This window comes from Streptomyces arenae (genome assembly GCF_022343545.1).
GTDB lineage: Bacteria > Actinomycetota > Actinomycetes > Streptomycetales > Streptomycetaceae > Streptomyces > Streptomyces humi.
Genome location: NZ_JAKQYH010000064.1, coordinates 231,706 through 244,705 on the forward strand (window position 1 = coordinate 231,706; position 13,000 = coordinate 244,705).

Annotated in this window: 13 protein-coding genes; 11 read left to right on the forward strand and 2 right to left on the reverse strand. The window is 71.3% G+C overall.

Annotated elements, in window-relative coordinates:
• The first annotated feature begins 88 nt into the window (after positions 1–88).
• On the forward strand, positions 89–820 hold the full coding sequence (locus tag MB828_RS28935) for an SseB family protein (protein ID WP_133025905.1): 732 nt from the start codon (positions 89–91) through the stop codon (positions 818–820).
• A gap of 7 nt (positions 821–827) precedes the next feature.
• Here MB828_RS28935 and MB828_RS28940 read toward each other — a convergent pair whose 3' ends face one another.
• A complete protein-coding gene (locus tag MB828_RS28940; RefSeq protein WP_133025906.1) occupies positions 828–1,202 on the reverse strand; it encodes a DUF1844 domain-containing protein in 375 nt (124 codons plus the stop codon).
• Positions 1,203–1,577: 375 nt separating this feature from the next.
• On the opposite strand from MB828_RS28940, the gene infC reads away from it, so the two are divergent.
• From infC to MB828_RS28990, 10 genes are all read left to right on the forward strand, one after another.
• Positions 1,578–2,285, forward strand: a complete 708-nt coding sequence (gene infC, locus MB828_RS28945; protein ID WP_301650767.1) for a translation initiation factor IF-3 — start codon at positions 1,578–1,580, stop codon at positions 2,283–2,285.
• Between the two features lie 133 nt (positions 2,286–2,418).
• Positions 2,419–2,613 carry a 50S ribosomal protein L35 gene (rpmI, locus tag MB828_RS28950; RefSeq protein WP_046726698.1) on the forward strand — a complete coding sequence of 65 codons (195 nt, stop codon included), beginning with the start codon at positions 2,419–2,421 and terminating at the stop codon, positions 2,611–2,613.
• Between the two features lie 101 nt (positions 2,614–2,714).
• Positions 2,715–3,098, forward strand: coding sequence for a 50S ribosomal protein L20 (rplT, locus tag MB828_RS28955; RefSeq protein WP_020938960.1), 384 nt, complete (start codon positions 2,715–2,717; stop codon positions 3,096–3,098).
• Between the two features lie 208 nt (positions 3,099–3,306).
• The gene (locus tag MB828_RS28960) at positions 3,307–4,161 is read left to right on the forward strand and encodes a TrmH family RNA methyltransferase (protein WP_301650768.1); all 855 of its coding nucleotides are present in this window, start codon (positions 3,307–3,309) and stop codon (positions 4,159–4,161) included.
• A 54-nt stretch (positions 4,162–4,215) separates the two neighbouring features.
• On the forward strand, positions 4,216–5,361 hold the full coding sequence (locus MB828_RS28965) for a sensor histidine kinase (RefSeq protein WP_133025908.1): 1,146 nt from the start codon (positions 4,216–4,218) through the stop codon (positions 5,359–5,361).
• 135 nt (positions 5,362–5,496) lie between these two features.
• Complete coding sequence (pheS, locus tag MB828_RS28970; protein ID WP_046726695.1) at positions 5,497–6,618, forward strand: phenylalanine--tRNA ligase subunit alpha; 1,122 nt, start codon at positions 5,497–5,499, stop codon at positions 6,616–6,618.
• Positions 6,618–9,140: a phenylalanine--tRNA ligase subunit beta gene (pheT, locus tag MB828_RS28975; protein ID WP_301650769.1), complete on the forward strand. Its 2,523-nt coding sequence runs from the start codon at positions 6,618–6,620 to the stop codon at positions 9,138–9,140. The genes pheS and pheT overlap by 1 nt, the downstream gene beginning before the upstream one ends.
• 244 nt (positions 9,141–9,384) lie before the next feature.
• A complete protein-coding gene (locus MB828_RS28980; protein WP_301650770.1) occupies positions 9,385–10,494 on the forward strand; it encodes a PP2C family protein-serine/threonine phosphatase in 1,110 nt (369 codons plus the stop codon).
• A 207-nt stretch (positions 10,495–10,701) separates the two neighbouring features.
• Entirely contained in the window at positions 10,702–12,051 is a 1,350-nt protein-coding gene (locus MB828_RS28985; protein WP_301650771.1) for a transcriptional regulator, read from the forward strand.
• Positions 12,052–12,107: 56 nt separating this feature from the next.
• The gene (locus MB828_RS28990) at positions 12,108–12,653 is read left to right on the forward strand and encodes an NUDIX hydrolase (protein ID WP_301650772.1); all 546 of its coding nucleotides are present in this window, start codon (positions 12,108–12,110) and stop codon (positions 12,651–12,653) included.
• Here the strand turns inward: MB828_RS28990 and MB828_RS28995 are convergent.
• On the reverse strand, positions 12,650–12,907 hold the full coding sequence (locus MB828_RS28995) for a hypothetical protein (RefSeq protein ID WP_133025912.1): 258 nt from the start codon (positions 12,905–12,907) through the stop codon (positions 12,650–12,652). The genes MB828_RS28990 and MB828_RS28995 overlap by 4 nt on opposite strands.
• Positions 12,908–13,000: the final 93 nt, after the last annotated feature.

Genomic DNA, 13,000 nt, shown 5'->3' on the forward strand with positions numbered 1-13,000 from the left:
GAATTCTGAGATTCGTGTGAAAGCCGTGTCGGTCCGGTTTCGGGGGCCGCACAACCGCAGCAGCATCCCCCCGATAGGGTCGGGGACCGTGGCGAACAAGAACATTCCCGACTCCGGCTACTCCGACGACGACGGCTCCGCCGACCCCCGGCTGGCCGCCGCGCTGGCCGCCTGGGCCGAGGACCGTACGGCCGTGGACCCCGTCCTGGAGGCGCTGAAGGGCGCCCGGCTGCTGGTCCCCGTCGTCGCCGTGCTCGGTGAGGTGGAGGAGGACGAGAACGGACTGCGCCGCGAGAAGACCAGCGACATGGCGGTCCCCACCCTGAAGGCCGGCGGGCGCACCGCCCTGCCCGCCTTCACCTCCACCGAGTCGCTGGCCCGCTGGGACCCGGCGGCCCGGCCCGTCGCCGTACCCCTGCACCAAGCGCTCCAGGCCGCCGCCCACGAGAAGGCGGACACGGTGGTGCTGGACCTGTCGGGGCCGGTGCCGTTCGAGCTGACCGGTGCCGCGCTGCTCGCCCTCGCCGAGGGACGGACGAGCACCGACCCGCTCGCGGATCCCGCCGTGCTCGACGCCGTCCGTACGGCCGTGGCCGCCGAGCCCGCCGTGCTCCGCGCCCACCTCGGGCCGGGGCGGGCCGACGGCGTCCTCGCCCTCGTGCTCGACCCGGCCGCGCCCCCCGCCGACGCCGCCCGCTCGGTCGCCGAGCGGCTCGCCGCCGACGGAACACTGCGGGCCCGCCTGGTGCACGGCCTCGACCTGGCACTGCTGCCGGCCGGGACCACGCCTCCGGGCGAGCCCTTGTTCGTACGAGGGTGAGCCGCCGCTAGCCGTAGACCGGTCCCGTGTACTTCTCGCCGGGGCCCTGGCCGGGCTCGTCGGGGACGAGGGAGGCCTCGCGGAAGGCCAGCTGGAGCGACTTCAGGCCGTCCCGCAGCGGGGCCGCGTGGAAGGAGCTGATCTCGGTCGCGGACGCGTCGAGCAGTCCGGCGAGCGCGGTGACCAGCTTGCGGGCCTCGTCCAGGTCCTTGTACTTGTCGCCCTCCTCGGTCAGACCGAGCTTCACGGCGGCCGCGCTCATCAGGTTCACGGCGACCGTCACGATCACCTCGACGGCGGGGACCTCGGCGATGTCGCGGGTCATCTCGTCGAAGTCGGGCTGCTCCGTGGAGCCGGGGCCGGAAAGGGGCGTCTCACTCATGCCCCACACGATAGGCGTAGCCGCGCCGGCCGCTGACCGCGGTCCGCCTCGCCCCGATTAGCCCTCTCTCCGGTCAGCTGCTAGCCTGGTGTGACGACCGGCCGGACAGGTATGCCACACGGCTCACCGACCCGGCCCACAAGTGGAGGCTTCGAACTCCCACCCGACCACCCTCAGGGCGGCGGGTCACCGGTCAGACGGCCGCTGTGTCGCTTCGGCGACAGCGTTCCGTCCGATAGTGCGCCCCGCGATCCCCGTGGCGGTGTCTCCGGTAGTTCGAGGAGCCCCGCCTGTGATCGTCCGGGGCATTTTTTCTGCTTCGGTGCGGTTAGGTCTTACGGAAACAGACGTTACGCGGCTGCCCGCCAGGCTGTCGTGTGGTGCTACCGAGGAGGATCCATCAGCACCGAGCCCCGCATCAACGACCGGATTCGCGTTCCCGAGGTGCGACTTGTCGGTCCCAGCGGCGAGCAGGTCGGGATTGTCCCGCTTGCCAAGGCGCTGGAGCTTGCGCAGGAGTACGACCTGGACCTGGTCGAGGTCGCGGCGAACGCCCGTCCGCCCGTGTGCAAGCTCATGGACTACGGGAAGTTCAAGTACGAGTCGGCCATGAAGGCCCGTGAGGCGCGCAAGAACCAGGCGCACACGGTCATCAAGGAAATGAAGCTCCGGCCGAAGATCGACCCGCACGACTATGACACCAAGAAGGGTCACGTCGTCCGGTTCCTCAAGCAGGGCGACAAGGTCAAGATCACGATCATGTTCCGTGGCCGTGAGCAGTCCCGGCCCGAGCTGGGCTACCGACTGCTGCAGCGGCTCGCGGAGGACGTCCAGGACCTCGGTTTCGTGGAGTCGAACCCGAAGCAGGACGGCCGGAACATGATCATGGTTCTCGGTCCGCACAAGAAGAAGACCGAGGCGATGGCCGAGGCCCGTCAGGCGCAGGAGGCCCGCAAGGCGGATGCGAAGGCCAACCCCGGCCGCTCGCAGAACGCTGCCGAGTTCGACGCTGTCGAGGCCGACGAGGTCGAAGCGGCCGAGGCGCCTGCCGAGGAAGCCGCCGAGGAACACGCCGAGGCGTGATCCCGGGGTCAACGCCCCAGGTCAGCACCAGGGGCGCGAGTCCCAGGATGTAACCGATACAAGAGCGACGTTCCACCGTGCCCGGTTTCACGACCGGGCACCGGAACGCCACCGACGAGGAGATAACGGCGCTATGCCGAAGAACAAGACGCACAGCGGTGCCAGCAAGCGCTTCAAGGTCACCGGCTCCGGCAAGGTGCTGCGTGAGCGCGCCGGCAAGCGCCACCTGCTCGAGCACAAGTCGTCCCGCGTGACGCGTCGCCTGACCGGCAACGCCGAGATGGCCCCGGGTGACACCGCGAAGATCAAGAAGCTTCTCGGTAAGTGACACGCGGGCGCCTCGCCGCGCCCCTGAGTCAGAGCAACCGGGACCCAGTCGTTTCCGGGCCGCGTGAGTCCAACCGCGGCCCCGCTACAAGGAGTTAACAAGTGGCACGCGTCAAGCGGGCAGTCAACGCCCACAAGAAGCGCCGGGCGATCCTCGAGGCGGCCTCCGGCTACCGCGGTCAGCGCTCGCGCCTGTACCGCAAGGCCAAGGAGCAGGTCACCCACTCGCTGGTCTACAACTACAACGACCGCAAGAAGCGCAAGGGCGACTTCCGTCAGCTGTGGATCCAGCGCATCAACGCCGCTGCCCGCGCCAACGGCATCACCTACAACCGCTTCATCCAGGGTCTGAAGGCCGCGAACGTCGAGGTCGACCGCAAGATCCTGGCCGAGCTGGCGGTCAACGACGCGAACGCGTTCGCCGCGCTCGTCGAGGTGGCCCAGAAGGCGCTGCCGTCGGACGTCAACGCCCCCAAGGCGGCGTGACGCTGCGGCTGGCTTCGGCCGACGTGATGTGAGGACCCGCAGGCTGAAAAGCTTGCGGGTCCTGTTGTTGAGGCCCGCGGTTCGTTGTTCGGCCGCGGGCCGGTGGGGGGCTTGTCGCGCAGTTCCTCCCCCAGCCTTCGGCCGGGGGTACCCCCAGCGCCCCTGAAGGGGCGCCTTTCCGCCGCGTTTCCTTGAAAGTGACGACACGATGTCCAGCCCTGAGCTGATCTCCCCCCGTTCCACGCGGGTCGCCGCTGCGCGGCGGCTCGCCAAGCGGAACTTCCGGGGGAAGGACCGGCTGTTCCTCGCCGAGGGGCCGCAGGCCGTGCGGGAGGCGGCCGGGCACCGGGTCGCGGACCTGCCGACGCTCGTCGAACTGTTCACGACCGTCGAGGCCGCCGAGCGGTACGCCGACATCGTGGGGGAGGCCAGGGCGGCCGGCGCCCGGATCCACCTCGCCGCCGAGGACGTCATCGCCGACATCTCGACCACCGTCACCCCCCAGGGGCTGGTCGGAGTGTGCCGGTTCCTCGACACCCCCTTCGAGGACGTCCTGGCCGCCCGGCCCCGGCTCGTCGCCGTCCTCGCCAACGTCCGGGACCCCGGCAACGCCGGCACCGTGCTGCGGTGCGCCGACGCCGCCGGCGCCGAGGCCGTCGTCCTCACCGACGCGTCCGTCGACCTCTACAACCCGAAGGCCGTGCGCGCCTCCGTCGGCTCCCACTTCCACCTGCCCGTCGCCGTCGGCGTCCCCGTCGAACAGGCCGTCGCCGGGCTCAAGGACATCGGCGCCCGGATCGTCGCCGCCGACGGAGCCGGTACCGACGACCTCGACGACGAGCTCGACAAGGGGACCATGGGCGGGCCGACCGCCTGGGTGTTCGGCAACGAGGCGTGGGGGCTCCCGGAGGAGACCCGCGCGCTCGCGGACGCCGTCGTGCGCGTCCCGATCCACGGGAAGGCGGAAAGCCTGAACCTCGCCACCGCCGCCGCCGTATGTCTCTACGCATCGGCCCGTGCACAGCGCGCCTCCGGAGGATGCCGCTCCGTCACCAAGGGCTAGTAGGGTGACGAGCTCGGGGGCCTGCTGCGCCGTCTGAGAGGTGGAGTACGGGGTATGAGTGTCGGCACCAGCAACGCGCCGGGGGGCCGCGGTACCGGCCGTGTGCCCGCGCCCCGGCACGGCGACCTCACCGGGCTCGCCGTCGACCCCGACGAACTGCCCGACGGCCTGGTGGTCGCCGACGAGCACGGCGTCGTCGTCTGCTTCAACGCCGCCGCCGCCCGGATCACCGCCACCGCCCCCGCCGACGCCCTCGGCAGGCGCCTGGAGAAGGCACTGCCCTTGGAGGATCTGGAGGGCAGGCGCTGGTGGCAGCTCACCGACCCCTACGGCGGCCTCGCCATCCGGGTCGGCCAGCCCGAGCGCAACCTGCTGCTGCCCGGCGGCCGTGAGGTCCTGGTGTCGGCACGCTACGTGCGCGCCGAGCCGACCGGGCCGGTGCGCCGGGTCGTCGTGTCGCTGCGGGACACCGAGGCCCGCCGCCGTACCGAACGCAGTCACGCCGAGCTGATCGCCACCGTCGCCCACGAGCTGCGCTCGCCGCTCACCTCCGTCAAGGGGTTCACCGCCACCCTGCTCGCCAAGTGGGAACGGTTCACCGACGACCAGAAACGCCTGATGCTGGAGACGGTGGACGCGGACGCCGACCGGGTCACCCGGCTCATCGCCGAACTGCTGGACATCTCGCGGATCGACTCCGGACGGCTGGAGGTGCGCCGCCAGCCCGTGGACATAGGTGCCGCCGTCGGACGGCACATCCAGGCGTACGTCGCCGCCGGGCAGCCCGCCGACCGGTTCCTGCTCCGCATCGAGCAGCCGCTGCCCGCCCTGTGGGCCGACCCGGACAAGGTCGACCAGGTGCTCAGCAACCTCATCGAAAACGCCGTGCGGCACGGCGAGGGAACTGTCACCATCGACATCACGGCCACGGCGTCCCCGCGGGACGGGGAAGGCCCTGAGAACGCAGCCACGTCGGTCACGGTGAGCGACGAGGGGCCCGGCATCCCGGAGGAGTCCATGAACCGCGTCTTCACCCGCTTCTGGCGGGGCAGCAAGCGCGGTGGCACCGGCCTCGGGCTGTACATCGTCAAGGGCATCGTCGAGGCCCATGGCGGCACCATCACCGTCGGACGCGCCCCCGGCGGCGGCGCCGAGTTCCGATTTACGTTGCCCGTGAGCACGCCGGCCTATCTCACCTGAGAGCGGCCGGGCGGCCCGCGGGCGCATTCGTACACCTCCACCCCGTTAGACTCGGCCTTTGGCACCTTTGTGTCCTGCACACGGCCACCGACGGTCACGGGGACCATCCGCCAGTAATCGGAAGCACGGGAAGAGATGTCGGCACCGAATAAGTCGTACGACCCTGTAGAGGTCGAGGCGTTGAAACCGGAAGAGATCGAGCGCATGCGGGACGAGGCGCTCGCCGCCTTCGCCGCCGCGGACTCCCTCGACGCGCTCCAGGAGGCCAAGGTCGCCCACACCGGCGGCACCTCCCCGCTGGCCCTCGCCAACCGCGAGATCGGCGCCCTGCCCCCGCACGCCAAGGCCGCCGCCGGCAAGCTCGTCGGCCAGGCCCGCGGCGCCGTGAACAAGGCGCTCGCCGGCCGCCAGGAGGAGCTGGAGGCCGAGCGCGACACCCGGGTGCTGGTCGAGGAGGCGGTGGACGTCACACTGCCCTACGACCGCGTCCCGGCCGGTGCCCGGCACCCGCTGACCACGCTCTCGGAGCGCATCGAGGACATCTTCGTGGCCATGGGCTACGAGGTCGCCGAGGGCCCCCAGGTCGAGGCCGAGTGGTTCAACTTCGACGCCCTGAACATCGGCCCGGACCACCCGGCGCGCGGCGAGGCGGACACCTTCTTCGTGCAGGGTCCCGAGGGCGGCACCGAGTCCGGTGTCGTGCTGCGCACCCACACCTCGCCGGTGCAGATCCGCTCGCTGCTCGACCGCGAGCTGCCGGTCTACGTGATCTGCCCGGGCCGGGTCTACCGCACCGACGAGCTGGACGCCACCCACACCCCGGTCTTCCACCAGGTCGAGCTGCTCGCCGTGGACGAGGGCCTGACCATGGCGGACCTCAAGGGCACCCTGGACCACATGGTCCAGTCCCTGTTCGGAGAGGGCATGAAGACCCGGCTGCGGCCGAACTTCTTCCCCTTCACCGAGCCGTCCGCCGAGATGGACATGCTCTGCTACGTCTGCAAGGGCGAGTCCGTCGGCAACCCGGACCGCCCCTGCCGTACCTGCTCCTCCGAGGGCTGGATCGAGCTGGGCGGCTGCGGCATGGTCAACCCGCGGGTGCTGACCGCCTGCGGCGTCGACCCGGAAAAGTACAGCGGCTTCGCCTTCGGGTTCGGCATCGAGCGGATGCTGATGTTCCGCCACAACGTCGAGGACATGCGAGACATGGTCGAGGGTGACGTCCGGTTCACCCGGCCGTTCGGGATGGAGATCTGATGCGGGTCCCGCTTTCCTGGCTGCGGGAGTACGTCGACCTGCCGGCCACCGAGACCGGCCGCGACGTGCAGGCCAAGCTCATCTCGGCCGGCCTCGAGGTCGAGACCGTCGAGCAGCTCGGCGACGGCCTCAAGGGCCCCCTGGTCGTCGGCCAGGTGCTCACCATCGAGGAGCTGGAGGGCTTCAAGAAGCCGATCCGCTTCTGCACCGTCGACGTCGGCTCCGCCAACGGCACCGGCGAACCGCAGGAGATCGTCTGCGGCGCCCGCAACTTCGCCGTCGGCGACAAGGTCGTCGTGGTCCTCCCCGGCGCCGTGCTCCCGGGCGGGTTCTCGATCAGCGCCCGCAAGACGTACGGCAAGACCTCCCACGGCATGATCTGCTCCAGCGGCGAGCTGGGCATGGGCGACGACGGCACCCACGGCATCATCGTGCTGCCGCCGGAGACCGAGGTCGGCAAGGACGCCATCGAGTTGCTCGAACTGGTCGACGAGGTCCTGGACATCGCCGTCACCGCCAACCGCGGCGACTGCCTGTCCATCCGCGGCGTGGCCCGCGAGACCGCCATCGCCTACGGCCTGCCGCTGAGCGACCCGGCCCTCCTCGACGTGCCCGGCCCGAACGCCTTCGGCTACCCGGTCCAGGTCTCCGACCCGCTCGGCTGCGACCGCTTCACCGCGCGCACCGTCATCGGCCTGAGCCCCGAGGCCCGCTCGCCGATCTGGCTCCAGCGCCGGCTCCAGAAGGTCGGCATGCGCCCGATCTCCCTCGCGGTCGACGTCACCAACTACGTGATGATGGAGCTCGGCCAGCCGCTGCACGCCTACGACCGCAACCTGGTCCAGGGCCCCATCGGCGTCCGCCGCGCGGCCGAGGGCGAGAAGATCGTCACCCTCGACGGCGTCGAGCGGAAGCTGCACGCCGAGGACCTGGTCATCACCGACGACCGCGGCCCCATCGGCCTGGCGGGCGTCATGGGCGGCGCCAACACCGAGATCGCCGACCACGATGCCGGCGAGAACGGGGCGGACGCCACGACCGACGTGGTCATCGAGGCGGCCCACTTCGACGCCGTCACCATCGCGCGCACCGCCCGCCGGCACAAGCTGTCCTCGGAGGCCTCCCGCCGCTTCGAGCGCGGGGTCGACCCGCAGGCCGCGGCCGCCGCCGCGCAGCGCACCGTCGACCTGCTGGTGCTGCTCGCCGGCGGTACCGCCGAGGCCGGTGTCACCGAGGTCATCGCGCCGTCCGCGCCGCACACCATCACCCTCGCGGCGAACCACCCCGACAAGGTCGCGGGTGTCGACTACGGCCGGGAGACCGTCGTCCGCCGCCTCCAGGAGGTCGGCTGCGACGTCTACGGGCAGGACGAGCTGATCGTCACCGTGCCGTCCTGGCGGCCGGACCTGTTCGAGCAGAACGACCTGGCCGAAGAGGTCATCCGGCTGGAGGGCTACGAGAACCTGCCCTCCACGCTGCCCAAGCCGCCGTCCGGCCGGGGCCTGACCGCCCGGCAGCGCCTGCACCGCCGGGTCGGCCGGGCGCTCGCCGGGGCCGGCTACGTCGAGGCGCCGAACTACCCGTTCGTCGGCGAGGGCGTCTTCGACCAGCTCGGTCTGGCCGCCGACGACCCGGCCCGCCGTGTCGTGAAGCTCACCAACCCGCTCAACGACGAGGAGCCCGCGCTCCGTACCTCGCTGCTGCCGGGCCTGCTCGGAGCGCTCCGGCGCAACGACGGACGTGGTACGCACGACCTGGCGCTGTTCGAGACCGGCCTGGTCTTCCTGCCGCGCGCGGAGCAGGGCATCGCCGGTCACCTGCCGGTCGACCGGCGCCCGACCGACGCGGAACTCGCCGCGCTGAACGCCGTGCTGCCCGAGCAGCCGCGCCATGTCGCCGTCGTCCTCTCGGGCGCCCGCGAGCAGGCCGGCTGGTGGGGCAAGGGCCGTCCGGCCGACTGGGCCGACGCGGTCGAGGCAGGGCGGGCGGTCGCCCGTGAGGCCGGGGTCGAGCTGACCGTGCGGTCCGGCCAGTACGGACCGTGGCACCCCGGCCGGTGCGCCGAGCTGGTGGTCGTCGCCGACGGCACCGAGCGGGTCGTGGGCCACGCCGGTGAGCTGCACCCGCGTGTCGTGAAGGCGCTGGGGCTGCCCGCGCGCACCTGCGCGATGGAGCTGGACCTGGACACGGTCGAGCGGGCCGGGGACGGCACCCCGCAGGCGCCGCACATCTCCACGTTCCCGGTGGCCACGCAGGATGTCGCCCTCGTGGTCGACAAGCCGGTGCCGGCGGCGGAGGTCGAGGCGGCCCTGCGCGAGGGTGCGGGTGAACTCCTGGAGGCCATCCGGCTGTTCGACGTGTATGTCAACGACGAGCAGCTGGGCGACGGGAAGAAGTCGCTGGCGTACGCGCTGCGGTTCCGGGCGTCCGATCGCACGCTGACGGTCGACGAGGCTTCGGCCGCGCGGGATGCGGCGGTCGCCCTTGCCGGGGAGCGTACGGGGGCGGTGCTGCGGGGCTAGCCGCCGTAAGGGGTCGCGCGTATCGGCCGGGGGTACCCCCAGCGCCCCCGACGGGGCGCTGCCCCTCGCGGCGTGAAACGTGCACTGCCACCTGCATAAATGCGGGCACCGCGGTGATCGTCACTCATTCGGGTGAGATCCAACCCGGACATGGGCGTTTCGGGGCATGCCGTCGACAGAATCGGACCGGCCTTTAGGGGTCGGTCCGATTCCGTCTGGCAGGGCCTACATGGGGGCCATCGGCATGATCCGCATCAAGGCTGGGGTTCCCCGCAGCAGGCGGCCCCGGACGAACTCACGGCCCGGGCGCCGTACCCTCACCCTGGCGTTGCCCACGGCATGGGGTGCCGTCGCGGTCGGCTACAGGTTCGGCTGCCCGCTGGCCGAGCAGAACGCGCTCGGCGCGCGGATCGTCACCAGCGCCGTGTTCTTCGCGGTCGGCACCGGTCTCGTACTCCATGTCCGCCGAACCCTGCTCAGGGAGTTGCGGCAGGCCCGCAAGGTCGCCGGTGTCGCGCAGAGCGTGCTGCTGCGGCCGTTGCCGCCGCGCCTGGCCGGGCTGCACGTGGCCGCCGCCCAGCTCTCCGCCGACCGGGGCGCGAGCATCGGCGGCGATCTCTACGAGGCCGTCGCCACCGAACACGGTGTCCGGGTCGTGATGGGCGACGTCCGCGGCCACGGGCTGTCCGCCGTCGGCACCGTCGCCGCCGTCCTCGGCAGCTTCCGTGAGGCAGCCCATGACGAGCCCGAACTGGGCCGTGTCCTGGGCCGGTTGGACCGCGCCCTGGCCAGACACCTGCGCGAACGAGCCAGGGCCGAGCACCCGTCCGGCGGCGGGCAGGACCCGGACAGCCCAGTCGCTGAGGAGTTCGTCACCGTACTGCTCCTGGAGATCACGGGGGACGGCGAACTACGGGCGATCAACTGCGGCCATCCGTGGCCGTATCTGCTGAGCGGCCCGCGAGTGGAGCCCCTGTCGCGGGCCGATCCGCTGCCGCCCCTCGGCCTGTTCCCGCTCCCGGCAGACCTGACCGCCACCGACTGCGGACGCCTGCACCCCGAGGAGTCCCTCGTCCTGTACACGGACGGCGCGGAGGACGCGAGAGACGTGAAGGGGGCCTTCTTCTCCCTGCCGGAGGCCCTGGCAGAGTCGGTACGAGACCGCCCGGCCTTCCCGCAGGCCATTCTGCGCGCGGTCTTCACCGCCCTGCTCCGTCACACGAACGGCCGTCCCACGGACGACATCGCACTCCTGGTACTTCGCAACGAACGCCAGCACCAACGCCCTTTCTTGGGGGCGCGGGGAACTGCGCGAGCAACCCCCGCACACCCGCAGTCGACGAACTACCTTTGACGGCCCCTCTCCCAGCCGCCGGCCAGGCCACCGCACTGTACGAGGGGGAGCCGGCGGCCCGGCCGGCCTCTTGCGAGGCAGTTCAGTCAACCGGACCGGCACTCTCCGCGACAGCGCGCACACGCTACGGATCCGCGCACTCGGTTCACACCCCGTGTGAACGCCCACGCACTACGCTGACGGCACCAGGCCACCCAGGGGGCATCCATGCAGCCCAACTCACTGCTCGACGCGATCCTGGACGAGGCGGGGATCTCGCACGCCGGACTCGCCGCCCACGTCAACCAGGCGGGCCGGGCCCGTGGACTCTCACTGCGCTACGAACACACCGCCGTCGCCCGATGGCTGAAGGGCCAGCGGCCCAGGGGCCAGGTGCCCGACCTGATCTGCGAGGTGCTCGCGGGCCGGCTGCACCGTCCGGTCACCCTCGACGACATCGGTCTCGGTGTCCCGGGCCAGCCCAGCGTCCCGCACGCCACCTCGCTCTCCGGTTTCGTCGAACGGGCCACCGCGCTGTGGCGCTCCGACGAACAGCAGCGGCCGCACATACTCGGCGCCCCCGCCGTCACCGGCACGCCCGCCGTGATGCCGGTGTGGGAGTGGGAGAACCCGCCCGAGGACGTGGACGTCTCGCGCGGCGGACGGCACCGGGTCACCCACGCCGACCTGGAGATGCTGCGCGCCGCCCGCGCCCACTACGAGCAGATGTACCGCAAGGCCGGCGGCATGGCGACCCGCACCCGGATCGTGGGCTTCCTCAACGCCGAGGCGGCCCCGCTGCTGCGCGGCGGCTACACGGACGCCACCGGACGCCAACTGCACCGCGCGACGGGCGGTCTGGTCGCCATCGCGGGCATCTGCGCGTACGACTCCGACGCCCACGGCCTCGCCCAGCGCTACTTCCACCAGGCGCTGCGGCTGGCGAAGGCCAGCGGGGACCGCGGACTCGGCGCCTACGTCATCGCGCTGCTCGTCAACCAGTCGCTGTTCATGCGGGAGTTCAGGCAGGCCGTCGCCTTCGCGGAGGCCGCGCTGCGGACCGCGGGCAAGCACATCACCCCCGCCCTCGCCTCCGACCTGTACGCGATGCAGGCCAAGGCGTACGCGCACCTCGGCGACGGCACGAGCGCGCTGTCCTGCATCCGGCGGGCCGAGACGGCCGCCGAGCGTATCCGGCGGGGCCACGAACCCGACGAGACCGGCTATGTCCAGCCGGGACTGGTCAACGTACAGGTGGCCGAGGCGCTGCTCAGCCTCGGCGAACTGGCCGCCGCCCGGGAGCACGCCGCGGCCGCCGTCGACAACCCGGCGCACGACCGGGGCCGGGTGCACCGGCTCGCCATGCTGAGCACCATCGAACTGCGCCAGGGAAACGCCGACAACGCGGTGGCCACGGCGGTGCAGATGGCCGAGCAGGCCCGCGGAATGGAGTCCCAGCGGCTGCGTGACAGACTCCGCGCGGTACGCGACCACCTGGTGCGCAGCGGCGGTGCCGGAACCGCCGAGGCCGCCGAACTCATCGACGGCGCACTGCGCGTACCGCTCCAGGCCCGGTAGGCCTGACGAGTCCCTGCTGCGATATTGCCACTTACTCGGCGGAAGGTGGCAGAACCGTGCAGTGGACGAAACAGAACGAACAAACTGTGTATGAAAACCGCTGGTTCAGCGTCAATCTCGCAGATGTCGAGCTGCCGGACGGCCGGCACCTCGACCACTTCCTGATCAGGCTGCGGCCCGTGGCCGTGGCGACGGTGGTCAACGAGGCGGACGAGGTCCTCCTCCTGTGGCGCCACCGTTTCATCACCGACAGCTGGGGCTGGGAACTCGCGGCGGGAGTCGTGGAGGACGGCGAGGACATCGCCGTCGCGGCCGCCAGGGAACTGGAGGAGGAGACCGGCTGGCGGCCGGGAACCCTGCACCACCTCATGACCGTGGAGCCGTCCAACGGCCTCACCGACGCCCGGCACCACATCTACTGGTCCGACGAGGGCGAGTACGTCGGACACCCCGTGGACGACTTCGAGTCGGACCGCCGGGAGTGGGTCCCCCTCAAGCTCGTCCCGGACATGATCGCCCGCGGGGAGGTCCCGGCCGCCAACATGGCGGCCGCGTTACTCCTGCTGCACCACGCGAGGCTCGCCGACGACCAGGGAGCCTAACGGGCCAGCGCCTGCCAGACCGTGACGACCAGGGCGCCCAGCGCGGTGAGCGCGGCGAGTGAGGGCAGCGGCCAGCGGGCGTGCTCCAGCGAGGACAGGCGGGTGTTCAGGTCGTCGAGTTCCTTGGCCGTCTCCTTGGTGCGGTGGCTGAGCAGGTTCAGCCCTCCCTCGACCTGCGCGTAGGCCACATCGAGGCGACGACGTAACTCTGCGAGTTCTCCTTGGACCACGGGATGCTCCGGTTCGGTGGTCACGAGTCCGCTCCTTTGCGTAGTCGAAGGCGTTGTTCCGCATCCCTTTGCATGCGCATGAAGAGTGAACTCGCCTGGTGAGCGCGTGGGGAGAGT